The 20878-nt window shown below is 73.5% G+C and carries 23 protein-coding genes, 1 tRNA gene and 1 pseudogene; 9 read left to right on the forward strand and 16 right to left on the reverse strand.

Features of this window, described 5'->3' with window-relative positions:
* Nucleotides 1–52: 52 nt before the first annotated feature.
* The 4 genes from EDF21_RS12705 to EDF21_RS12720 form a co-directional block, all read right to left on the reverse strand.
* On the reverse strand, nucleotides 53–1030 hold the full coding sequence (locus EDF21_RS12705) for a ribose-phosphate diphosphokinase (RefSeq protein ID WP_056048844.1): 978 nt from the start codon (nucleotides 1028–1030) through the stop codon (nucleotides 53–55).
* 41 nt (nucleotides 1031–1071) lie between these two features.
* Nucleotides 1072–2505: a bifunctional UDP-N-acetylglucosamine diphosphorylase/glucosamine-1-phosphate N-acetyltransferase GlmU gene (glmU, locus tag EDF21_RS12710; protein ID WP_043596402.1), complete on the reverse strand. Its 1434-nt coding sequence runs from the start codon at nucleotides 2503–2505 to the stop codon at nucleotides 1072–1074.
* A 121-nt stretch (nucleotides 2506–2626) separates the two neighbouring features.
* The gene (locus EDF21_RS12715) at nucleotides 2627–3115 is read right to left on the reverse strand and encodes a DUF4126 family protein (protein ID WP_123571604.1); all 489 of its coding nucleotides are present in this window, start codon (nucleotides 3113–3115) and stop codon (nucleotides 2627–2629) included.
* A gap of 93 nt (nucleotides 3116–3208) precedes the next feature.
* A tRNA-Gln gene (locus EDF21_RS12720) sits at nucleotides 3209–3280 on the reverse strand.
* 126 nt (nucleotides 3281–3406) lie between these two features.
* Between EDF21_RS12720 and EDF21_RS12725 the strand changes: the two genes are divergently transcribed.
* Entirely contained in the window at nucleotides 3407–3901 is a 495-nt protein-coding gene (locus tag EDF21_RS12725; RefSeq protein WP_123571605.1) for a MarR family winged helix-turn-helix transcriptional regulator, read from the forward strand.
* 47 nt (nucleotides 3902–3948) lie between these two features.
* Here the strand turns inward: EDF21_RS12725 and EDF21_RS17250 are convergent, their stop codons facing one another.
* From EDF21_RS17250 to glp, 6 genes and pseudogenes are all read right to left on the reverse strand, one after another.
* Entirely contained in the window at nucleotides 3949–5103 is a 1155-nt protein-coding gene (locus EDF21_RS17250; protein ID WP_369794404.1) for an ABC-F family ATP-binding cassette domain-containing protein, read from the reverse strand.
* A 191-nt stretch (nucleotides 5104–5294) separates the two neighbouring features.
* Nucleotides 5295–5841 (reverse strand): annotated as a pseudogene (locus tag EDF21_RS17255) (ATP-binding cassette domain-containing protein); the annotation flags it as partial.
* The gene (locus EDF21_RS12735; RefSeq protein ID WP_123571606.1) at nucleotides 5820–6314 is read right to left on the reverse strand and encodes a molybdenum cofactor biosynthesis protein MoaE; all 495 of its coding nucleotides are present in this window, start codon (nucleotides 6312–6314) and stop codon (nucleotides 5820–5822) included. The pseudogene EDF21_RS17255 and the gene EDF21_RS12735, both read right to left, overlap by 22 nt.
* Nucleotides 6311–6886: a molybdenum cofactor biosynthesis protein B gene (locus EDF21_RS12740; RefSeq protein WP_370274463.1), complete on the reverse strand. Its 576-nt coding sequence runs from the start codon at nucleotides 6884–6886 to the stop codon at nucleotides 6311–6313. The genes EDF21_RS12735 and EDF21_RS12740 overlap by 4 nt, the downstream gene beginning before the upstream one ends.
* Entirely contained in the window at nucleotides 6883–7407 is a 525-nt protein-coding gene (gene moaC, locus EDF21_RS12745) for a cyclic pyranopterin monophosphate synthase MoaC (protein ID WP_370274464.1), read from the reverse strand. Before moaC ends, EDF21_RS12740 begins: the two co-directional genes overlap by 4 nt.
* Nucleotides 7404–8681, reverse strand: coding sequence for a gephyrin-like molybdotransferase Glp (glp, locus tag EDF21_RS12750; RefSeq protein WP_123571607.1), 1278 nt, complete (start codon nucleotides 8679–8681; stop codon nucleotides 7404–7406). The genes moaC and glp overlap by 4 nt, the downstream gene beginning before the upstream one ends.
* A gap of 38 nt (nucleotides 8682–8719) precedes the next feature.
* Between glp and EDF21_RS12755 the strand changes: the two genes are divergently transcribed.
* From EDF21_RS12755 to EDF21_RS12775, 5 genes are all read left to right on the forward strand, one after another.
* Nucleotides 8720–9634 (forward strand): MTAP family purine nucleoside phosphorylase, encoded by a 915-nt coding sequence (locus tag EDF21_RS12755; RefSeq protein WP_123571608.1) that lies wholly within the window; start codon nucleotides 8720–8722, stop codon nucleotides 9632–9634.
* On the forward strand, nucleotides 9631–10728 hold the full coding sequence (locus EDF21_RS12760; RefSeq protein ID WP_233568492.1) for an NAD(P)-dependent oxidoreductase: 1098 nt from the start codon (nucleotides 9631–9633) through the stop codon (nucleotides 10726–10728). Before EDF21_RS12755 ends, EDF21_RS12760 begins: the two co-directional genes overlap by 4 nt.
* Nucleotides 10729–10809: 81 nt before the next feature.
* The gene (locus EDF21_RS12765; RefSeq protein WP_056048859.1) at nucleotides 10810–11478 is read left to right on the forward strand and encodes a glycosyltransferase family 2 protein; all 669 of its coding nucleotides are present in this window, start codon (nucleotides 10810–10812) and stop codon (nucleotides 11476–11478) included.
* Nucleotides 11475–12161 carry a DUF2064 domain-containing protein gene (locus tag EDF21_RS12770; RefSeq protein WP_056048862.1) on the forward strand — a complete coding sequence of 229 codons (687 nt, stop codon included), beginning with the start codon at nucleotides 11475–11477 and terminating at the stop codon, nucleotides 12159–12161. The genes EDF21_RS12765 and EDF21_RS12770 overlap by 4 nt, the downstream gene beginning before the upstream one ends.
* The gene (locus EDF21_RS12775; RefSeq protein WP_123571609.1) at nucleotides 12158–12859 is read left to right on the forward strand and encodes a bifunctional 2-polyprenyl-6-hydroxyphenol methylase/3-demethylubiquinol 3-O-methyltransferase UbiG; all 702 of its coding nucleotides are present in this window, start codon (nucleotides 12158–12160) and stop codon (nucleotides 12857–12859) included. Before EDF21_RS12770 ends, EDF21_RS12775 begins: the two co-directional genes overlap by 4 nt.
* Here EDF21_RS12775 and EDF21_RS12780 read toward each other — a convergent pair.
* Together EDF21_RS12780 and EDF21_RS12785 are read right to left on the reverse strand one after the other, a co-directional pair.
* Nucleotides 12808–13314 carry a hypothetical protein gene (locus tag EDF21_RS12780; RefSeq protein ID WP_123571610.1) on the reverse strand — a complete coding sequence of 169 codons (507 nt, stop codon included), beginning with the start codon at nucleotides 13312–13314 and terminating at the stop codon, nucleotides 12808–12810. The two genes, EDF21_RS12775 and EDF21_RS12780, sit on opposite strands and share 52 nt — an antisense overlap.
* Nucleotides 13311–14669, reverse strand: a complete 1359-nt coding sequence (locus tag EDF21_RS12785) for a molybdopterin-dependent oxidoreductase (RefSeq protein ID WP_123571611.1) — start codon at nucleotides 14667–14669, stop codon at nucleotides 13311–13313. The genes EDF21_RS12780 and EDF21_RS12785 overlap by 4 nt, the downstream gene beginning before the upstream one ends.
* 75 nt (nucleotides 14670–14744) lie before the next feature.
* Between EDF21_RS12785 and EDF21_RS12790 the strand changes: the two genes are divergently transcribed.
* Entirely contained in the window at nucleotides 14745–16214 is a 1470-nt protein-coding gene (locus tag EDF21_RS12790) for a glycosyltransferase 87 family protein (protein ID WP_148053708.1), read from the forward strand.
* Here the strand turns inward: EDF21_RS12790 and EDF21_RS12795 are convergent.
* Genes EDF21_RS12795 through EDF21_RS12810 form a run of 4 tightly spaced genes read right to left on the reverse strand, consistent with a single transcriptional unit; the run spans nucleotide 16202 to nucleotide 19300 of the window.
* Nucleotides 16202–17260, reverse strand: a complete 1059-nt coding sequence (locus EDF21_RS12795) for a sulfate/molybdate ABC transporter ATP-binding protein (RefSeq protein WP_123571613.1) — start codon at nucleotides 17258–17260, stop codon at nucleotides 16202–16204. The two genes, EDF21_RS12790 and EDF21_RS12795, sit on opposite strands and share 13 nt — an antisense overlap.
* On the reverse strand, nucleotides 17257–18081 hold the full coding sequence (locus EDF21_RS12800) for an ABC transporter permease (RefSeq protein ID WP_233568493.1): 825 nt from the start codon (nucleotides 18079–18081) through the stop codon (nucleotides 17257–17259). The genes EDF21_RS12795 and EDF21_RS12800 overlap by 4 nt, the downstream gene beginning before the upstream one ends.
* Nucleotides 18078–18893 (reverse strand): molybdate ABC transporter substrate-binding protein, encoded by an 816-nt coding sequence (gene modA / locus EDF21_RS12805; protein ID WP_123571614.1) that lies wholly within the window; start codon nucleotides 18891–18893, stop codon nucleotides 18078–18080. The genes EDF21_RS12800 and modA overlap by 4 nt, the downstream gene beginning before the upstream one ends.
* 2 nt (nucleotides 18894–18895) lie before the next feature.
* Complete coding sequence (locus EDF21_RS12810; protein WP_123571615.1) at nucleotides 18896–19300, reverse strand: molybdopterin-binding protein; 405 nt, start codon at nucleotides 19298–19300, stop codon at nucleotides 18896–18898.
* A 158-nt stretch (nucleotides 19301–19458) separates the two neighbouring features.
* On the opposite strand from EDF21_RS12810, the gene moaA reads away from it, so the two are divergent.
* Both moaA and EDF21_RS12820 read left to right on the forward strand, forming a co-directional pair.
* On the forward strand, nucleotides 19459–20553 hold the full coding sequence (moaA, locus tag EDF21_RS12815) for a GTP 3',8-cyclase MoaA (RefSeq protein ID WP_123571616.1): 1095 nt from the start codon (nucleotides 19459–19461) through the stop codon (nucleotides 20551–20553).
* 1 nt (nucleotide 20554) lies between these two features.
* On the forward strand, nucleotides 20555–20872 hold the full coding sequence (locus EDF21_RS12820) for a MoaD/ThiS family protein (protein ID WP_123571617.1): 318 nt from the start codon (nucleotides 20555–20557) through the stop codon (nucleotides 20870–20872).
* The last annotated feature ends 6 nt before the right edge of the window (nucleotides 20873–20878 follow it).

Consider the following 20878-nt stretch of genomic DNA (forward strand, 5'->3'; position numbering starts at 1 on the left):
GGCCGGTCGACTCCGTGCGCCGAGGCGACGGGAGGTGTCGGGCGGGGTGGGGCTAGGCGGCGCCGTCGAACATCGAGGTGACCGAACCGTTGTCGAAGACCTCGTGGATCGCCCGGGCGATCAGCGGGGCGATGGGCAGGATCTCGAGCTTGTCGAACTTCTGGTGCTCGGTGAGCGGCAGGGTGTCGGTGACGACGACCGAGTCGATGAACTCGCTGTTGAGGATCTCGGGGGCGGGGTCGCTGAAGACCGCGTGGGTCGCGGCGACCACGACGCCGATCGCGCCGTTGGCCTTGAGCGCCTCGGCGGCCTTGACGATGGTGCGACCGGTGTCGATCAGGTCGTCGACGAGGAGGCACACGCGACCCGAGACGTCGCCGACGATCTCGTGGACGGTGACCTGGTTCGGCACCAACGGGTCACGGCGCTTGTGGATGATCGCGAGGGGGGCGTCGAGCTTCTCGCTCCAGATGTCGGCGACGCGGACGCGCCCCATGTCGGGCGAGACCACCGTCAGGGTGGTGTTGTCGAGCTTGGCGCGGAAGTGCTCGAGCAGCACGGGCATGGCGAAGAGGTGGTCGACCGGGCCGTCGAAGAAGCCCTGGATCTGCGGGGCGTGGAGGTCGACGCTCATGATCCGGTGCGCGCCGGCCGCCTTGAAGAGGTCGGCGACGAGCCGGGCGGAGATCGGCTCGCGGCCCCGGCCCTTCTTGTCTTGCCGGGCGTACGGGTAGAACGGCGCCACGACGGTGATGCGCTTGGCCGAGGCCCGCTTCAGAGCGTCGACCATGATCAGCTGTTCCATCAGCCACTCGTTGATCGGCGCCGAGTGGGACTGGATGACGAAGGCGTCCGAGCCACGGACGCTCTCGTCGAAGCGGGCGTAGAGCTCGCCGTTGGCGAAGGTGCGGGCGTCGGTCGGGATCAGCTCGCTGCCGAGCTCGGCGGCGATCTGGTTGGCCAGTTCGGGGTGCGCACGCCCCGAGATCAGAACGAGTCGGTTCTCGCCGGTGATCTTGATTCCGGACACGTCACTCGCTCTCCGGCCCCGAGGGGCCAACCCGACCGGGTTCAGTCGGTCGTTCGTTCGGCGCGAGCGGCGGCCTCGGCAGCCGCCGAGCCGGGGCGGTTCGCCTCGACCCATCCGCTCGCATTGCGCTGTGGAGCGATGCTCAAGGCCAGGGCACCGGCCGGCACGTCCTTGCGGACGATCGTTCCGGCGCCTGTGTACGCTCCGTCGCCAATCCTAACGGGGGCGACGAAGACGTTGTGCGACCCGGTGCGGACGTGCGACCCGACCTCGGTGCGGTGCTTGTTCACGCCGTCGTAGTTGGCCGTGATGGTGCCGGCGCCGATGTTCGACCCCTCGCCCACCTCGGTGTCGCCCACGTAGCTGAGGTGGGGCACCTTCGATCCGGCGCCGATCTGCACGTTCTTGGTCTCGACGAAGGTGCCGATCTTGCCGTCGGCGGACAGGAGCGTGTTGGGACGCAGGTACGCGAACGGCCCGACGGAGGCGCGGGCACCGATGACGGCGAGCGTCGCGTCCGTGCGCTTGACGGTCGCCCCCTCGCCCACCTCGGTGTCGACGAGGGTGGTGTCGGGGCCGACGACCGCGCCCGGGGCGATGTAGGTCGCGCCGCGGAGCTGGGTGCCCGGCAGCAGTTCGACGTCGGGGCTGAGGGAGACGTCGCGGTCGATCCAGGTGGTCTGCGGGTCGACGATCGAGACGCCCTCGCGCTGCCAGTGCTCGACGATGCGGTCGTTCAGCCGACGGGCCGCGGCGGCGAGCTGCACGCGGTCGTTGATGCCCTCGAGGCGCCACGTCTCGTCGATCGCCCGTGCGGCGACGACCTCGCCGGCACCGGTGAGCAGGCCCACCATGTCGGTGACGTACTTCTCGTTCTGCGCGTTGGCCGACCCGATGCGGGGCAGGTGGGTGCGCAGGGCGGCGACGGTGAAGACGTAGGTGCCCGAGTTGATCTCGCGCACGGCCCGCTCGTCGTCGGTGGCGTCCTTGTGCTCGACGATGCGGTCGACGTCGCCCGACTCGCGGCGGACGACCCGCCCGTAGCCGGTGGCGTCGGGCAGCACGGCGCTCAGCAGCGTCGCCGAGGCGGAGGCGGCACGGTGCTGGTCGAGCAGGGCGGTGAGCGTCGCGTGGTCGAGGAAGGGCACGTCGGCACTGACGACCACGACGTCGCCGGTGAACTCGGCGGGCAGCGCCTCCACCGCTTGTTCGACGGCTCGACCGGTGCCGGGCACGTCGTCCTGATCGACGACGAGCGCGTGCGGGGCGGTGTCGAGCACGCTCGCGACGACCAGGTCGCGCTCGTGCCGAACCACGGCGACGAGGTGGTCGGGCCGGAGCGCGCCGGCGCTCTCGAGCACGTGCTGGATCAGCGGCAGCCCCGCCAGGCGGTGCAGGACCTTCGGGGTCGAGGACTTCATGCGGGTGCCCTGCCCTGCGGCGAGGACGACGACGGCGAGCTGGCGTTCGGGCATGATGCTCCTTGGTGAGGGGTGGCGCGTGATCACCGCCGATCCTCCCACGGGAGGCCGCCCGACCACGGGTCACCGGCCCGGCGTGGGGACGCCGCCGACGCCGAGACGCGGTGGGGAGGAGTCAGCGGGAGCGGACGACGGCGACCGAGCCCGAGACCGCGACGGCGTCCTCGACGAGTGCGACGGCGACGTCGGGCAGCCCGGTCCCGTCGACGACGGCCTTGCGTGCCCGGTAGAAGAGCCAGCTGCCGACGAGGGCACCGGACGCCCCGGCGAGCGCTGCGGCCACGGGGGTGCCCCGACGGCCGGTGCCTGCCATCGCGATCCCCGCGACGGCGCCGGAGACCGCGCGACCGAACAGCGGGCCGGCACCGACCCGGCTCGGCGTGGCCGGCAGCTTGTCGCCGACGAGCTCACCGACGCCCGCGGCCACCAGGGCACCGCGGCCGAGGGGTGAGCGGAACAGGCGCCAGCGCTGCCAGGGGCCCCGCGCCTCCTGGGCGTCGTGGTTCAGGGCCAGGACGGCGAGCGGCGTCGCCGAGCGCGACCCGCTGAGGACGCCGAGCAGGACGGCCCGGACGAGGGATGGCGTGGGATCGGTCTTCGACATGGCTGGAGTCCTCGTCGTCGGATGGACGCCGGGGCGCCCGCGGTCGGGGCGGGACGGACCCGACGAGCCGACCGCGACCTGCGACGCTCGGGGCTCCGCCACCAGGATTCGAACCTAGACCTAACAGCTCCAAAGGCTGTCGTGCTGCCGTTACACCATGGCGGACCGCGCGTGCGCGCCGGTCCATTCTGCCAGACCACGACTCGACCGAGGTGCCCGCGCGGGGCGACGGGCCCGCCGGGCCGCACCGCGCCTCCCGCACCCGACGACGGCCTCGGGCATGATGGGCGGATGCCCGAGCAGGACGAGGTCGACCGCATCGTCGAGGCGTGGCGCCACGAGCGACCCGACCTCGACTTCGCGCCGCTCCAGGTGCTCTCGCGCGTCGGGCGGCTGTCGAAGCACCTCGATCGCGCCCGTCGCGAGGCGTTCACCGCCAGCGACCTCGAGTCGTGGGAGTTCGACGTGCTCTCGGCGCTGCGTCGGGCCGGCGACCCCTACCAGCTGAGCCCCAAGACGCTGCTGCAGCAGACCCTCGTCTCGAGCGGCGCGATGACCAACCGCATCGACCGGCTCGTGGCCCGCGGCCTGGTCGAACGCCGCACCGACCCGAACGACGGCCGGGGCATCCTGGTCACGATGACGGGCGACGGACGGCGCGCGGTCGACGCCGCGATCGAACGTCTCGTCACGGCCGAGGACGCCCTGCTCAGCGACCTCAGCGACGACGACCGCCGCCGGCTGACCGACCTGCTGCGGACGCTGAGCCTCACGCTCGGCGACTGAGTCGGGTCGACCGGCGGAGCACGCCGGCCCGCTCGCCCGCTCGCTCGCTACGCCAGCAACTCGCTCAACTCGAGCCAGCGCACCTCGAGCTCGCCCGTCTTGTGGTCGAGCGCCGTCAGCTTCGCCTGCAACGCGGCCAGGCCGTCGAAGTCGGACTGGTCGAAGGAGGCGAACTGGGCCAGCAGGGTCTCGCGCTCGCCCGAGGCCTTGGCGAGCTTGCGGTCGATCGATCCGAGCTCTTTCTCGGCGTTGCGCTTCTCGGCTCCCGACAGGCCCGAGGCGGCGGCCGAGGCCGCGACGGACGCCGAGGCCCCCTGGACGGCCGTCGGGCGGTCGGTCGCGCCTCCTTGGTTCTGGGTCGCCTCGCGACGCAGCTGCAAGTACTGGTCGACACCGCCGGGCAGGTGCCGGAAGCGGCCCTCGAGCACGGCGTACTGCTGGTCGGTGACGCGCTCGAGCAGGTACCGGTCGTGCGAGACGACGAGCAGGGTGCCGGGCCAACCGTCGAGCAGGTCCTCCATCGCGGCGAGCATGTCGGTGTCGAGGTCGTTGGTGGGCTCGTCGAGGATGAGCACGTTCGGCTCGTTCAGCAGGATCAACAGGAACTGCAGGCGGCGCTTCTGGCCACCGGACAGGTCTTTGATGGGGGTCTGCAGCTGGGCGCTGGTGAAGCCGAGGCGCTCGAGCAGCTGCCCGGGCGTCATCTCTTTGCCCCCGGTGACGTACGAGGTGCGCTGCCGGCCGATGACGTCGTTCACCCGCTCGTGCGCGACCTCGTGGAGGTCGGCGAGCTGCTGGTCGAGGATCGCGAACTTGACCGTCTTGCCCTGTTTGACGCGCCCCTCGGTGGGGGCGATGGCCCCGGTGACGACCTTCAGCAGCGTCGACTTGCCGGCGCCGTTCACGCCGAGCACGCCGGTGCGCTCCCCCGGCGCGATGCGCCACTCGACGTCCTGCAGCACGCGCTTGTCTCCGAACGAGACGCCGACCTCGACGAGGTCGACGACGTCCTTGCCGAGGCGCGCGGTCGCCATCTGCGACAGCTGGACGGCGTCGCGCACGGGCGGCTCGTCGGCGATCAGCTCGTTGGCCGCGTCGATGCGGAACTTGGGCTTGGTCGAGCGCGCCGGGGCCCCGCGACGGAGCCAGGCGAGCTCTTTGCGCATGAGGTTCTGGCGCTTGGCCTCGGAGGCGGACGCCATGCGGTCCCGCTCGACGCGCTGGAGCACGTAGGCCGCGTAGCCACCCTCGAAGGGTTCGACGATGCCGTCGTGGACCTCCCAGGTGTCGGTCGAGACCTCGTCGAGGAACCACCGGTCGTGGGTCACGACCACGAGGGCGCCCGAGTTCGTCGACCAGCGACGCGAGAGGTGCTGCGCCAGCCAGGCGACGCCCTCGACGTCGAGGTGGTTGGTGGGCTCGTCGAGGAACAGGACGTCCCAGTCGCCGACGAGCAGGGTCGCGAGGGCCACGCGTCGACGCTGGCCTCCGGAGAGGTCCTCGACCCGCGCCTCCCACGGGATGTCGGTGGCGAGGCCCGAGATGACGTCGCGGATGCGCGCGTCGCCGGCCCATTCGTGCTCGTCGCGGTCGCCGACGATCAGGCTGCCGACCGTGGCGCCCTCGGGCAGCACGTCGCGCTGGTCGAGCATGCCGATGGTCAGGCCGCGGCGGGTCGTCACCCGACCGTCGTCGGGTTCGAGCCGACCCGCGAGCACCGACATGAGCGTCGACTTGCCGTCACCGTTGCGGCCGACGACACCGATGCGGGAGCCCTCGTCGATGCCGAGGGTCACCCCGTCGAGGACGACCTTGGTCGGGAATTCGAGACGGAGGTTTTCTGCGCCGAGTAGATGAGCCACCACAGAAGCGTAGACGGCCCGGGCCGGGCGGCCGACTCGACGGTGCGCGACCGGGGTCAGCCCAGCGACGCCACCCACTCGTCCGAGCCGTCGGTGAACTCCTGGCGCTTCCAGATCGGGGTGCGGGCCTTGACCTCGTCGACGAGCGCGGCGCAGGCCGCGAACGCCTCGGCGCGGTGGGCCGACGCCACCGCGCAGGCCAGCGCGACGTCGCCCACGACGAGGTCGCCGTAGCGGTGCTCGACCGCGATCGCGACCTCGGGGTGCGCCTCGGCCACGGCGACCGCAACCTCGTGGATCACCTCGGTCGCCGTCGGATGCGCCTCGTAGTGCAGCGCCTCGACCCCCCGCCCCTCGTCGTGGTCGCGGACGACGCCCTCGAACGTCACGACCGCCCCGGAGGCGCGGCTCGTCACGAGCGCGGAGCACTCGGCCACCGACACGGTCACGTCGACGACGCGGGCGAGCAGCACGCGCTCGGAGGCGGGAGGCGCGGCGGGTGCCCCGGCGGACGCACCGCCGGGCAGGAGGGTCGGATCGTCGGCGGTCATGCGGCCCCCTCGGGACTGGGATGGCGGTTCTGGGCGTGGTCGACCCCGTGCAACTGGTCGACCACGTGGTCGAGGACGTCCTCGAGGACGGCGAGCCCGTCGCGCACCCCGCCGCGGGAGCCGGGCAGGTTGACGACGAAGGTGCCGCCGGCCACGCCCGCGAGCCCCCGGGAGAGGACGGCCAGGGGCGTCGAGGCCGCACCCCTGCGCCGGAGTTCTTCGGCGATGCCGGGTAGTTCGCGGTCGAGCAGCGGCAGGGTCATCTCGGGCGTCGCGTCGGTCGGCGACACCCCGGTGCCGCCGGTGGTGACGACGGCGTCGACGCCCCACTCGAGGGCGGCCTCTAGCACCGCGCCGACCGGTTCGCCGTCGGCCACGACGACGGGCCCCTCGACCAGCCACCCCCGCGCGACGAACCAGTCGCGGATGACCGGCCCGGTCGTGTCGTCGGCGGTGCCGGCGGCGGCCCGGGTGGAGGCCACGACGACGACGGCCCGACGGCGCGCGGTCATGCCGGGCGCGGTCACGCCGGGCGCGGTCACGTCGGCCGTCTCGTCCGGGACGCCGCTCATCGCGACCAGTCCCCCGACTTGCCGCCCTGCTTGTCGAGCACCTTGATCTCGCCGATCACGGCGAGCGCGTCGACCGCCTTGATCATGTCGAAGAGGGTCAGGGCCGCGACGGACGCGGCGGTCAGGGCCTCCATCTCGACCCCGGTGACGCCCCGGGTCGAGACGCGGGCGATCACGGTGACCTGCGCCTCCGCGGTCTCGAAGTCGACGGTGATCGCGCCGAGCGGCAGCGGGTGGCACAGCGGGATGAGCGTCGGCGTCTGCTTGGCCGCCAGGATGCCGGCGATGCGGGCGGTGCCGAGGGCCTCGCCCTTGGGCAGCGATCCGTCGACCAGTCGCGCGACGACGTCGGGCCGGGTGGTCAGCACGGCCTGGGCGGTGGCGATCCGCTTCGTCTCGGACTTGCCGGTCACGTCGACCATGTGCGCGGTGCCGTCCTCGCGCACGTGCGAGAGCGGGGCGTCGGTCGGGGCGTCGGTCGGCAGGTCGGCCGGCGGCATGCCGGGCGGGGTCGGGGTCATCGGTCGGCCTTCTCGTGGGGGGCGGGGTCGTCGAGCGCCCAGACCTCGACCCGGTCGTCCGCGTCGACGCGGTCGACCCCGACGGGGATCGAGACGAGCACGGTGGCCTCGGCGTGGGCGGCGAGCAGGTGCGAGCTCGGCCCGCCGACGAGGTGGGCACGCCCGTCGACGTCGACCCGGCCGCGACGCAGCTGGTGCTTGCCGACCGGCGAGTCCACGGGGTGCGCCATCGGCACGGTCCAGCGCCGTCGGGGCAGGCCGACGCCGGTGACGCCCTGCAGGGCGGGGCGCAGGAAGGCCTCGAACGACACGAGCGAGCTGACGGGGTTGCCGGGGAAGCAGACGACGGGCAGCTCTCGGTCGTGCACGCGGATCGTCCCCCAGCCCTGCGGCCCGCCCGGTTGCATGGCGACCGGACCGAACGTGACGCCGGCACCCTCGAAGGCGTCGCGGACGACCTCGTAGGCACCCGCGCTGACCCCGCCGCTCGTGAGCACGAGGTCGACCTCGTCGGCGTGGCGGGCGACGACGGCGAGCAGGGCGGCCGCGTCGTCGGTCACCCGGGCGAAGGTGACGACGACGCCGACCTCGGCGAGCGCCGCGGCCAGGGCGACGCCGTTCGCGTCGTGGATCTGGCCGGGCCCGAGCGGGGCACCGGGTGCGGCGAGCTCTTCGCCGGTCGACACCAGCAGGAGGCGCGGGCGGCTCCGTACCTCGACCGCGTCGATCCCGGAGGCGGCGAGCACGCCCCACCGCGCGGGCGTCAGTCGCGTCCCGGCCGCGAAGAGCACGGAGCCCGCGGCGACGTCGCTGCCCGCGGCGCGGACGAAGGCCCCGGCGGCGACGCCCGGCGGCACCTCGACGACGGTCTCGACGCCCACGGGAGGGAAGGCGTCCGGCGAGACCTTCTCGATGGGCACGATCGCGTCGGCACCGGCGGGGACGGCCGCGCCGGTCATGATCGGGGCCGCGGCGCCGGAGACCAGGTCGGGGGCGGCCCGCCCGGCGGGGATGCGCGCGGCGACCCGGAGGCTGGTGGGCGCATCGGGGTCGAGCCCGGCGGTCGAGACGGCGTAGCCGTCCATCTGCGAGTTGGCGAAGGGCGGCAGGTCGATCGGGGCGACGACGTCGGCGGCGAGGACGCGGTCGCGGTACCGGTCGGAGCGCGAGGCGAGCGCCTCGGGGCTCACCACCAACGCGTCGACCGGACGGGCCCGCACGGCCGCCTCGACGACGGCCGTGACCTCGGCGAGGTGGGTCTCGATGGTGCGCACGCGGTTCCTCTCGGGCGATCGTCAGTAGCGTATCGGGGGTGACCGACCCCGCGACCGAGCCCGACGTCCCCCAGCCCACCCGCGCCTCCTCGGGGCCGCCGCCCGTCGACGTCGCCGTCATCGGCGGATCGGGGCTGTACTCGCTCTTCGCCGAGGGCGAGGCGACCCGGCACGTCGTCGAGACGCCCTACGGCCCGACCTCGAGCGAGGTGACGATCGGCGAGTTGGGCGGCAAGCGCGTGGCCTTCCTCACCCGGCACGGCGCGGGCCACGCGGTGGCGCCGCACCTGATCGACTACCGGGCGAACGTGTGGGCACTGGCGTCGCTCGGCGCGAAGGCCATCGTGTCGTCGTCGGCGGTCGGCGGGGTCAGCCCCGACGTCGCCCCCGGCACCATGGTCGTGACCGACCAGTTCATCGACCGCACCTGGGGACGACGCGACACGTTCTTCGACGTCGAGGGGCAGGTTCAGCACCTGATCGCCGCCGACCCGTTCGACCCCGTGCTCCGGGCCGCCGCGATCGCGGCCCTCGAGGCGCAGGGTGAGCCGTTCTCCCCGACCGGCACCTGCGTGGTGATCCAGGGGCCGCGGTTCTCGACCCGGGCCGAGTCGCTGTGGTTCCGGGCCGCGGGCGCGCACACGGTCAACATGACGATGTACCCCGAGATCCCGCTCACCCTCGAACTCGGCATGGGAGCCGTCAACCTCTCGTACGTGACCGACAGCGACGCCGGCCTGGCCCCGGCCGAGGGCGACGCACCCGACGCCGACGCAGTGAGCGCCTCGCTCGTCTTCGAACGGCTCGCGGCCGCCCAACCGCGCATCGTCGCGGCCATCGCGTCGATCGTCGCCGCGATGCCCGGCGACTACTCGCCCCGCGAGCTGATGCCGCCCGGGGCGGTGGCCGAGGTGCTCGCCCGGCCCGTCTCGGGTCGGAGGGCTGCGCTGTGAGCGCGACCGGCGCCTCCTCGTCCACCGACGGCCCGGGCCTGCTGCTCGTCACCGGTGGGGCTGGCTTCATCGGGTCGGCGATCGTCGACCTCGCCCTCGACCGCGGCTGGCGCGTGCGCGTGCTCGACTCCCTGCGGGCCGACGTGCACGGCGGCGAGCCGACCGTCGACCCGCGCGTCGACTTCGTGCACGGCGACGTACGTGACGCCGAGACCGTCGACCGAGCACTCGCGGGCGTCGACGCGGTCTGTCACCAGGCGGCCAAGGTCGGGCTCGGCGTGGACTTCCAGGACGCGCCCGACTACGTCTCGTCGAACGAGCTCGGCACGGCCGTCGTGCTCGCGGCGATGGACCGCGCCGGCGTCGACCGCCTCGTCGTCGCCTCATCGATGGTCGTCTACGGCGAGGGCAGCTACCGCACCTCGACCGGTGCGACCGAACGCCCGGCACCCCGCCGCATCGCCGACCTCGACGCGGGCGTCTTCGACCCGCGTGACGAGGCGGGCGAACTGCTCGAGCCGCAGCTGATCGGCGAGGAGGCCCCGCTCGACCCCCGCAACGTCTACGCCATCACGAAGCTGACGCAGGAGCACCTGTCGACCTCGTGGGCGCGCAGCACCGGCGGTCGGGCCGCCGCCCTGCGCTACCACAACGTCTACGGCCCGGGCATGCCCCAGAACACGCCCTACGCCGGCGTGGCCTCGCTCTTCCGCTCCGCCCTCGAACGCGGTGAGGCCCCGCGCGTGTTCGAGGACGGCGCCCAGCGTCGCGACTTCGTCCACGTCCGCGACATCGCGTCCGCCAACCTCGCGGCCCTCGAGTGGACCGCGGACCAGCCGACCGACACGTTCCGCGCGTTCAACGTCGGCAGCGGGACGGTGCACACGATCGGCGAGATGGCGGAGGCCCTGGCGCGCGAGGCCGGCGGACCGACGCCCGTCGTCACGGGCGAGTACCGCGCGGGCGACGTGCGGCACGTGACGGCGTCGTCGGCGCGGCTGCAGGGCGAGCTGGGCTGGCGACCGAGCGTGACCTTCGAGCAGGGCATGCACGAGTTCGCCACGGCCCCGCTGCGCGCCGCGGTCGTCCGCTAGGCGGGCGCGGCCGCCCCCCGTTCGGGTGCGCACCGCCCGCTCCCATCACCTTCATGGGATCGCATCCGTACAGTCGAGAGGATGAGCAGCCCCCGAGTCGACGTCGTGCTTCCCTGTCTCGACGAAGAAGGCGCGCTGCCCTGGGTCCTCGGCCGCCTGCCCGAGGGCTGGCACGCGATCGTCGTCGACAACGGCTCGACTGACGACTCCGCCCGCGTCGCCGCCGAGCACGGCGCGACCGTGGTGCAGGAGGCGCGGCGCGGCTTCGGCAGCGCCGCCCACGCCGGTCTCGAGGCCGCCACGGCCGACTACGTCGCGTTCTGCGACGCCGACGCGTCGATGGACCCCGCCGACCTCGTCGCCCTCGCCGCCCCCGTGATGGCAGGTGACGCCGATCTCGTCCTCGGCCGCCGGCGCCCGACGACCCGGGGCGCCTGGCCGGTGCACGCCCGCATCGCCAACCTCGCCCTCTCGCACCTCATGCGGCGGGCCAGCGGCGTCGCCCTGCACGACCTCGGCCCCATGCGCGTCGCGCGGCGCCGGGCACTGCTCGACCTCGACCTGAAGGACCGCCGCAGCGGCTACCCGCTCGAGATGGTGCTGCGCGCGAGCGAGGCCGGCTGGCGGATCGTCGAACAGGACGCGCCCTACTCGCCCCGGGTCGGCCGCAGCAAGGTGACCGGCACCATCCGCGGCACGTCCGTCGCGATCAAGGACATGTCCCGACTCCTGAGGGAGGTCGGCCGATGACGACCCTCGTGGTGATCGCGAAGGAGACGATCCCGGGCAAGGTCAAGACGCGCCTGCACCCCCCGCTCAGCCTCGAGCAGGCCGCCGACGTCGCGGCCGCCGCGATCCAGGACACCCTCGACGTCGTCCGTCGGCTGCCCGCCACGCGTCGCGTGTTGTTGTTCGACGGCAACCGCAGGCCCGTCGGCTCCGAAGACTTCGATGTGATCCCTCAGATCGGTGGCGACCTCGACGCACGCCTCGGCGCCCTCTTCGACGAGGTCGACGGGAAGACCGTGCTGATCGGCATGGACACCCCCCAGGTCACGGTCGAGGCCCTCGCCCCCGTCTTCGACGCGTGGACCGACGACGTCGACGCCTGGTTCGGCCCGGCGAACGACGGCGGATTCTGGGCGCTGGGCCTCTCGCGGCCGACCGGCGACCTGCTGCGCGGCGTCCCCATGTCGCGTGACGACACGGGTGCCCACCAGCTCCGCCGACTCGCCGACGCCGGCCTGACCGTGCGCATGCTGCCCGAGCTCGTCGACGTCGACACGATCGACGACGCCCGCCTCGTCGCGTCCGTCGCACCCGACAGCCGCTTCGCCGCCGCCCTGCGGCACGCCGAGGCGCCCCCCACGACCACCACCACGAACGGCGTCGCCCGCACGACCGATCCCGCCACCGAAGGGGTCACCTCATGACCATCGCCCCCGAACAGCCCGCCACCTTCGGTTCAGGAGGCGCGGAGCCGTACGCGCGCGCCCTGCGTCACGAGGGGCTCCTGCAACTCGTCCGCGCGGCCGGCGGTGCCGGACGCCCCGCGTCGCCCCCCGAGGTCGGCGACGACGAGGCGTTCGACGTCGCGCGCTGGAGCGCCGACGCCGACGCGGCCGACCTCACCACCCTCGACGGCGAGACCGGCCCCGTGCTCGACATCGGCTGCGGGCCGGCCCGCATGGTGCGCGCCGCCGTGGACCGCGGCCTGACCGTCCTGGGTCTGGACGTCTCGCCCACGGCCGTGGCGATGGCCCGCGAGGCCGGCCTGCCCGTGGCCGGCGGGTCGGTCTTCGACCCGCTGCCCCGCGAGGGCCAGTGGAACCTCGCGCTGCTGCTGGACGGCAACGTCGGCATCGGCGGCGACCCGACGGCGCTGCTGACCCGCTGCGCCGAGATCCTCACCGCGACCGGCTCGGTCGTCGTCGAGACCGCCCCCGAGGCGTCGCTCGACGACAGCTACGAGGCCCACGTGGTCGACGACCAGGGTCACGCCAGCGCGACCTTCCCCTGGGCGGAGGTCGGCCGCGAGGCCCTGCACCGCCACGCTCGACGCGCGGGCCTGCGGGTCGCTCAGACCTGGTCGGTCGACGGACGCACCTTCTGCCGCCTGCGCGCCAGGTAGAGCGCGACCAGAGCGGCCGTCAGCGCCGCGATGACGAGCCACAGCACGGCCAGGCGCAGGCCGTAGTCGAACGGCAGCACGGTGTCGTTCTTCGGCCCCTTCGCCTTCGCCACGATCTCGGGCACGACGACGAGCGAGAAGATCGCCCCGACGACGACCGCGCCCTGCACGATCCAGAGGACCGCGGGCCGGATGCGGCGTCCGGTCCGCCGCACGAGCAGCGAGACCGCGGCGACCACGGGGGCGAGCACGGCGTCGTGCACGACGACCGAACCGGCCAGCCAGAGCAGCAGTCCGCCGTACCGGTTCGGGGAGACGGTGTCGGTGAGCACCCAGCCGCCGAGGCCGACGAGGGCCACACCGAGGGCCATCAGCACCCCACGCACGACGCGGACGGTGCGCGACGTGCCTGCGCCTCCCGCGCTCGACGCGGCCGAGGGCACCCGGGCGCTCACGAGAGCACCTCGATGGAGCTGAGCCACTTGGTCTGCAGCACGCCGGGTCGGCCCGGGGCGATCATGCGCGCCGGGTAGCCGTGGTCGATGCTGAGCGGCTCGCCGTTCAGCTCGAGGGCGACGAGGGTGCGCGGGTCGGAGGCGTACTCGGGGCCCATCTCGGTCACGCGGTAGCCACCCTTCTCTTCGAGGCTGGTGAGCCGGAGGCGCTGGTCGGTCGGGGCGCCGGCAGCCGCCAGCAGGTCGACGAGGCGGACGCCGCGCCAGGCGCCGGTCTGGCTCCAGCCCTCGACGCAGGCGATCGGCAGGCGTTCGTCGGCCCCGTCGAACCCGCGCAGCGCGTCGAGCGTGAACGAGGTCGCGACGCCGCCCACCAGGACGTCGAGCCGCCAGTCGGGGTCCATGGCCGTCTCGAGCACCCGGGCGGCGGCGGCCGTGCGGTTGATCGGCAGGTCGTTCGGGCCGAGCCCGCGCTGCCGCGGGCCGAAGGCGTTGAGCGCTGACAGCGGGGCGAAGGACTGCCCGGCCGTGAGCGCGACGACTCCCCCGGTGGCGACGCCGGCGGCGGTGAAGAAGCCGCGGCGGGACACCCGGGCGCGGCCCGGTTCGCGGTCGACCTCGTGTGCGGAGTCGATCCAGCGGAGGACGCGTCCGGTGAGGCCGCGGGCGGGCGCAGGAGGCGCGGCGTGCGGATCACGGTCGCGTCGCGTCCCGTCGGCGTCGCGCACGGCACGGAACCGGGCGAGCTCGGCGGTCGCCTCGCTCTCGGCCACGAACGCGGCGCGGGCCTCGTCGAGCTCGGCCGACGGCTCGACGAAGCGCCCCTCGGCGTCGTAGCTGTCCCGCGCCCGCCAGTAGCGGGTGATGAGCGGCAGCTTGACGGCGATGTGGATCGCGAGCGAGCCGATGATGACGAACGACAGGGCGAAGTGCACCTGCTTGAACGGGAACGGCCACGGGTAGTACTGGTACGTGTTCAGCAGGCCGGTGACGAGCTGGAGGATCGACGTCGCCACGAACAGGGCGATGGAGGCGCGCTCGAGCACGTCGACCGGGTGCTTGATCGGCGGGTGCTGGAAGAGCTGCGGGAACACCGAGTGCAGCTTGACCAGCAGCAGGGGGATGCAGGCGATGCCCGCGGTGATGTGGACGCCCTGGCTCACCTGGTAGAGCCAGACGGGACTCGTCGGGAACCGCATCCCGTCGAGCGGCTCCTGCAGGAAGTGGCTGTAGAGCCCGGTCAGCAGGCAGATGACGAACGCGGCGCCGAGGAGGCGACCGAAGACGGTCGCCGACCGGGCGTTGCGGTTCGGCGATGAGGCGGCGCGGCGCGCCTCGTACAGCAGGCGCCTCATGGTGTCGGTCGTCTCATGTGGCTCATCATCTCCGATGTGCACGACTCCCAGGGCCGATTCGGCCAGACTGGGGGCGTGCGTACTGTGTTCGCGGCCGTGGCCGTCCTCGGATTGGCCGGGGCGATCGCCTGGGGCGTCGTGAACGTCGGATTCCTCATGAAAGACCTGCGGACCGACTTCGTCGTCTGGACCGCCGTGTGCTGGGCGTTGTTCGCCCTGGCGGTTCTGCTGCTGCGCCGGGTGCCCGCGCGCCACGTCACCGCTCTCGTCGTCGCGGGCACGGCCCTGGTCGGCGGGGCGGGCCTGACCGGCGTCCCCAACACGAGCACCGACCCGGCGCGCTACGCCTGGGACGGCATCGTGCAGACCGCCGGCGTCTCGCCGTACGAGTACACGCCCGACGCGGGCGAGCTGCGCGACCTGCGGCCGGCCTGGATCTTCCCCGAGTCGACGCCGTTCACCCGCGACGACGGCACGATCGGCGAGCGCTGCGGCGAACCCGACCGCCAGGTCCACCGTGCCTACGACAGCCAGACGGGCGACGTCGTCTGCACGCTGATCAACCGACCGGACGTGCCGACCATCTACCCGCCGATGGCCGAGCTGTACTTCTGGGCGGTGTCCGCCGTGGTCGGCCCCGACGCCGGGTTCTTCCCGCTGCAGGCGATGGGCTTCGTGCTCGTGCTGGGCACGACCGTCGCCCTGCTGGCGACCCTGCGCCGGCGGGGTCTCGACCCCCGCTGGGCCGCGCTGTGGGGCTGGTGCCCGCTCGTGGTCGGCGAGGGCGTCACGAACTCGCACGTCGACCTCCTGGGTGCCGTGCTCGTGGTCGCCGCGTCGTTGCTCGTCGCCACCGGTCGGCGCTTCCGCGGCGGCATCGCGCTCGGGGCCGCCATCGCGACCAAGTTGATCCCGGTGATCGCGGCACCCGCCCTGCTGCGCGGGCAGCCCTGGAAGGTGATCAGCGCCTCCGTCGTCACCTTCGCCGTGCTCTACGTGCCCTACGTCGCGATGACCGGGTGGGGCGTGCTCGGGTACCTGCCGGGTTACCTGACCGAAGAGGGCTACGAGGACGGCTCGCGCTTCGTGTTCCTGTCGGCCTTCATGCCGGACGCGTGGACGACACCGGTCGCCGTGCTGATCGTCGGTGTCACGGCGGTGCTCGTGTGGGTGAAGACCCCGGCTCACGACCCGTGGCTCGGCCAGCTCGTGATGATCGGCGTGACGCTCGTGGCGGTGAGCCCCCGTTACCCCTGGTACGCCCTGCTGCTGGTGCCGTTCGTCGCGCTGACCGGGCGGGTCGAGTGGCTGGCGATCCCGCTCGCGCTGCTCGTGCGCCAGCTCGAGCCGGGCATGGCGCTGCAGCGGGCGTCGCTCGCCTCGGCCGTGCTCGTCATCCTGCTCGTGACGCTCTGGCGGGCCGGCCCCGGGTTCACGGACCGGTTGCTCGACGCCGTCGGGCGCGACCTCGACCGGCTGCGTCGGGTCGTCGGCCGCCGACGGTCCACCCCCTCGTCGAGCCCCGGGCCCGCTCAGACGAGGTAGGCGACGGCGTCCCCGGCGTCGAACGAGAACCGGACGGCACTGCCCGGCACGAGGTCGAGGCCGGCGACCACGCCGGGCGGGACGTCGGCCGACACGTCGCCGGCCCGGACCCGGACGACGTCCCCGCGGGGTTCGAGGTCCGTGACGACGACGTCGAGGACGTTCTCGGACGGCGTCCGACCCGAGGGGGTCCCGGTCGTCACGCGCACGGCGCTCGGCCGCACGGCCACCGCGGCCGCGGCGCCCGCCGGGAGCCCGTCGGCGGATCGGGCGGTCAGCAGGGTGCCGTCCTCCAGCCGGACGCCTCCCCCGCGGGCCGTGCCGGTCAGCAGGTCGAGCCCCGCGAGCCCCGCGGCGAACGGCGTGGTCGGACGGTCGAGGACGGCGCGCGTGGGGCCGGCGTCGACGACCCGGCCGGCGTCGAGCACGACGACCCGGTCGGCCAGGGTGTAAGCATCGAGGACGTCGTGCGTGACGATCACCGCCGTGCGGTCGGCGAGGACGTCGCGCAGGGTCCGTCGCAGGGCGGGCGCGACCGACACGTCGAGAGCGGCCATCGGCTCGTCGAGCAGCAGCAGGCGGGGGTCGGCGGCCAGGGCACGGGCGACGGCGATCCGCTGCGCCTGTCCACCCGAGAGCTGCGCCGGACGCCGCTCGGCGAGTCCCGTGGCGTCGACCCGGTCGAGCCAGTCGCGGGCTCGGCGGCCGGCCTCGCGTCGAGGCACCCCGGTGCTGCGCGGGCCGAAGGCGACGTTGTCGAGCGCACTGAGGTGCGGGAAGAGCAGGGCCTCCTGGGCGAGCATCGAGACGCCGCGCTCGTGCGGGCGCAGCGAGGCTCCGCGCCCGCGGCCGTCGACGTCGAACAGCACGCGGTCGCCCAGGCGGGCCGTGCCGTGGTCGGGTCGCAGGAGGCCGGCGATCAGGGACAGCAGCGTCGACTTGCCGGCCCCGTTCGGGCCGAGGACGGCCACCGTCTCTCCGTCGGCCACCTCCAGCTCGACGTCGAAGCCGCGGTCCTCGACGACCGCCGCGAACTCGAGCGTCACGACCCGCGCCTCCGGGTGGCGACGCCGGACGGCCCGCCCGCCCGGTGGGCCAGGGCGACGACGACGACCGCCACGAGGACGAGCACGAGCGACAGCGCCACGGCGGCGTCGGGGTCGGTCTCGCGTTGCAGGTAGATCTCGAGCGGAAGTGTGCGCGTGACGCCCTGCAACGATCCCGCGAAGGTCAGCGTCGCCCCGAACTCGCCGAGGGCCCGCGCGAACGACAACACGGCGCCCGAGACGAGGGCGGGCAACACGAGCGGCAGCGTGACCCGCCGCAGCACGGTCGTGGGCCGGGCGCCCAGGGTCGCCGCGACGGCCTCGTAGCGCGTGCCCACCGTGCGGAGGGCGCCCTCGAGGCTCAGCACCAGGAAGGGCAGGGCGACGAAGGTCTGGGCCAGCACGACCGCCGTGGTCGAGAACGCGATCGTCACGCCGAGCGCGTCGAACGCCTGACCGAGCAGGCCGCGGCGCCCGAAGGTGTAGAGCAACGCGATGCCTCCGACGACGGGCGGGAGCACCAACGGCAGCAGCACGAGCGACCGCAGCACCCTCTGGCCCCGGAACCCGGTGCGGGCCAGCACGACCGCCATCGGGACGCCGAGCACGACGCAGAGGAGGGTCGCCGTGACCGATGTGCGGAGGCTGAGCCAGAACGCGGCCACCGACGACTCCGACGTGACCAGCGGCACGAACTCGGCCCAGTCGACCCGGGACACCATGGCGACGAGGGGCAGCAGGACGAAGGCCGCCCCCAGGGCCGCGACGACCGCGATCCACACCGGGACGCCGGCGTAGGCGCGGTGCAGGGCGGGCGTCACGGCGTGCCGAAGCCGGCGTCCCGCAGCACGCCCTGCCCGACCTCGCCGGTGACGAAGGCGACGAACGCCTCGGCCACCGCCGGGTTCGCCGTGTCGGCCACAGGGGCGATGGGATAGGTGTTGACGGCCTGGTCGGCCTCGGGGAACTCGATGCCTGTCACGCTGTCGCCGGCGGCCTCGACGTCCGTGACGTAGACCAGCCCGGCGTCGGCCTCCCCCGAGGTGACCTTGCCCAGCACGTCGGTGACCGAGGACTCCTCGCTGACCGGCGAGATCGTGACGCCGGTGGCCCGCTCGACCGCGACCGTCGCCGCCCCGCAGGGCACCTGGGCCGCGCAGACCACGGTCTTCACGTCGGACTTACCGAGGTCGGCGAAGCCCGTGACGTCGGCGGGGTTCGACGGCGGCACGGCGATGGTGAGGACGTTCGTGGCGAAGTCCTTCGAGGCCGACGGGTCGACGAGTCCGGCGTCGGTCAGCTTCGCCATGTTCTTCTCGTCGGCCGAGGCGAAGACGTCGGCCGGGGCTCCCTCGGTGATCTGCGTCACCAGGTCGGACGAGCCCGCGAAGGTCAGGTCGACGGTCGTGCCCGGGTTCGCCTTCTCGAACTCGTCGGCGAGCTCGGTGAACGTCGTCGTCAACGAGGCGGCGGCGTAGACGGTGATCGACCCCTCGAGGGTCGGGTCGGAGGCCGTCGGTGTCGCGCTGGTCGCCGTGTCGACGGTCGCGCCCGAGCACCCCGTCAGGGCGAGGGCCGTCGCCACCGCGAGGGCTCCGACGAGCGCCGTGACGACGCGGGGGGTCCGTCTCATGGTCAGGCCTTCCCGCCGGGCGTCTCGATGATGACCGTCGTGGCCTTCACGACGGCGATGGCCACCGAACCGGGTTCGAGGCCCAGCTCGCGGACGGCTTCGCTGCTCATCAGCGAGACGATGCGGTGCGGGCCGCACTGCAGCTCGACCTGGGCCATGACCCGGTCGGCGGTGATCTCGGTCACGACGCCCACCAGGCGGTTGCGTGCCGACCGCCCCACCTCGGACGGGTCGGCGGGCAGCACGGCGTTCTTCCGGGCGAGCGTCGCGAGCGCGAGCCCGTCGACCACGCCGCGCCCGGCATCGTCCTTCTCGCTCTCGAGCAGGCCGAGGTCGATCCAGCGCCGCACGGTGTCGTCACTCACGCCGAGGAACGCCGCCGCGTCCTTGATCCGCATCTGCGTCATGGACGCGAGCCTAGTTCCGAATGCGCGGTCGCGCAGCCGCAAGGAGTGGCCCCGGACGAGCCTGCGGGGCGGGGCGTCGTGCACGGCGGAGCGAAAGGAGGCGCGGGTCGCCTCCCATGGACACCCCACGTTCGGCCCCGCGGGCTTAACCTCGACGGATGACCGTCTCGCTCGGACTGCCCACCATGCCCGGCCGGGCCCCCGCCGACGACCTGCTGCCCGCGCGGCCGTCGAGCGACGCCGCTCCGGGACTGCTCGACCGCTTCGGTCGGACCGCGACCGACCTGCGGGTCTCGCTGACCGACAAGTGCAACCTGCGCTGCACCTACTGCATGCCGGCCGAGGGCCTGCCGGCCCTCCCCCGTGAACAGGCGCTCGACGCCGACGAGATCGTGCGCCTGGTCGGCATCGGCGTGCGCGACCTCGGCGTCCGGCAGGTGCGGTTCACCGGGGGCGAGCCACTGCTGCGTGCCGACCTCATCGACATCGTGCGACGGGTCGCCGCGATCGACCCGCGGCCCGAGGTGTCGCTGACGACGAACGCCATCGGCCTGGCGCACCGCGCCCAGGCCCTGGCCGACGCCGGGCTCGACCGGGTCAACGTGTCGCTCGACTCGCTGCACGCCGAGACGTTCATGAAGGTCTCGCGTCGTCCGTTCCTCGACAAGGTGCTCGCCGGCGTCGACGCCGCGGCGGCGGCCGGCCTCACCCCGGTCAAGATCAACGCCGTCCTGCTGCCCGGCATCAACGACCACGAGGCGCCCGACCTGCTCGCCTGGGCGCTGCGCGGCGGCCACGAGCTGCGGTTCATCGAGCAGATGCCGTTGGACGCCGACCGCAGCTGGGACCGCGCCTCCTTCGTCACCTCACGCGACATCCACTCGCTGATCGCCACGCGCTTCGACCTCAGCCCCGCCGACGTCGAGCGCGACGGAGCACCCGCCGAGCTGTTCGACGCCGTCGGCCGCGGCGACGACGCCGGACTGGCCGGGCGGGTCGGCATCATCGCCTCGGTCAGCGAACCGTTCTGCGCCGACTGCCGGCGCACCCGGATGACCGCCGAGGGCGGCATCCGCAGCTGCCTCTTCAGCGGCGGCGAGACCGGCCTGCGCGACCTGCTTCGCAGCGGGGCGAGCGACCTCGAACTGGCCGACGCCTGGCGCGGTGCCATGTGGGCCAAGCCCTCGGGCCACGGCATCGACGACCCGGACTTCGTGCAGCCGGAACGCACCATGAGCGCCATCGGAGGCTGAGATGACGACCACGAACCCCGCCCCCACCGTCGACGGAGCCGCCTCGGCCCCCGTCTCGGCGACGCTGCGGTTCTTCGCCGCCGCCCGCACCGCCGTGGGCCGCGACGACCAGCGCGTCGAGGTGCCCGCGGGCGAACGTCCGACCATCGGGCGCCTGCTCACCGAGGTCCGCCCGGTCGAGGGCGTGTCGGCCGCGGACTTCCGCGACGTGCTGCTGCGCTGCTCGTTCCTCGTCGACGGCCTGACCACGCGGGACCGCGAGCAGCTCGTCCCCGACGGCGCGGTGATCGACGTCATGCCGCCGTTCGCCGGCGGCTGAACGCCC

The sequence above is a fragment of the Frigoribacterium sp. PhB118 genome (assembly GCF_003751725.1).
Classification (GTDB): domain Bacteria; phylum Actinomycetota; class Actinomycetes; order Actinomycetales; family Microbacteriaceae; genus Frigoribacterium.

Bases quoted from the DNA above. Each gene is read 5' to 3' on its own strand.
- EDF21_RS12775 (WP_123571609.1), top strand. From the start codon at position 12,158: ATGACCATCGCCCCCGAACAGCCCGCCACCTTCGGTTCAGGAGGCGCG.
- EDF21_RS17250 (WP_369794404.1), bottom strand. From the start codon at position 5,103: ATGGCGTCCGCCTCCGAGGCCAAGCGCCAGAACCTCATGCGCAAAGAG.
- EDF21_RS12735 (WP_123571606.1), bottom strand. From the start codon at position 6,314: ATGACCGCCGACGATCCGACCCTCCTGCCCGGCGGTGCGTCCGCCGGG.
- EDF21_RS12820 (WP_123571617.1), top strand. From the start codon at position 20,555: ATGACGACCACGAACCCCGCCCCCACCGTCGACGGAGCCGCCTCGGCC.
- EDF21_RS12770 (WP_056048862.1), top strand. From the start codon at position 11,475: ATGACGACCCTCGTGGTGATCGCGAAGGAGACGATCCCGGGCAAGGTC.
- moaA (WP_123571616.1), top strand. From the start codon at position 19,459: ATGACCGTCTCGCTCGGACTGCCCACCATGCCCGGCCGGGCCCCCGCC.
- EDF21_RS12810 (WP_123571615.1), bottom strand. From the start codon at position 19,300: ATGACGCAGATGCGGATCAAGGACGCGGCGGCGTTCCTCGGCGTGAGT.
- EDF21_RS12715 (WP_123571604.1), bottom strand. From the start codon at position 3,115: ATGTCGAAGACCGATCCCACGCCATCCCTCGTCCGGGCCGTCCTGCTC.
- modA (WP_123571614.1), bottom strand. From the start codon at position 18,893: ATGAGACGGACCCCCCGCGTCGTCACGGCGCTCGTCGGAGCCCTCGCG.
- EDF21_RS12740 (WP_370274463.1), bottom strand. From the start codon at position 6,886: ATGAGCGGCGTCCCGGACGAGACGGCCGACGTGACCGCGCCCGGCGTG.
- glmU (WP_043596402.1), bottom strand. From the start codon at position 2,505: ATGCCCGAACGCCAGCTCGCCGTCGTCGTCCTCGCCGCAGGGCAGGGC.
- EDF21_RS12725 (WP_123571605.1), top strand. From the start codon at position 3,407: ATGCCCGAGCAGGACGAGGTCGACCGCATCGTCGAGGCGTGGCGCCAC.
- EDF21_RS12765 (WP_056048859.1), top strand. From the start codon at position 10,810: ATGAGCAGCCCCCGAGTCGACGTCGTGCTTCCCTGTCTCGACGAAGAA.
- moaC (WP_370274464.1), bottom strand. From the start codon at position 7,407: ATGACCCCGACCCCGCCCGGCATGCCGCCGGCCGACCTGCCGACCGAC.
- EDF21_RS12785 (WP_123571611.1), bottom strand. From the start codon at position 14,669: ATGAGGCGCCTGCTGTACGAGGCGCGCCGCGCCGCCTCATCGCCGAAC.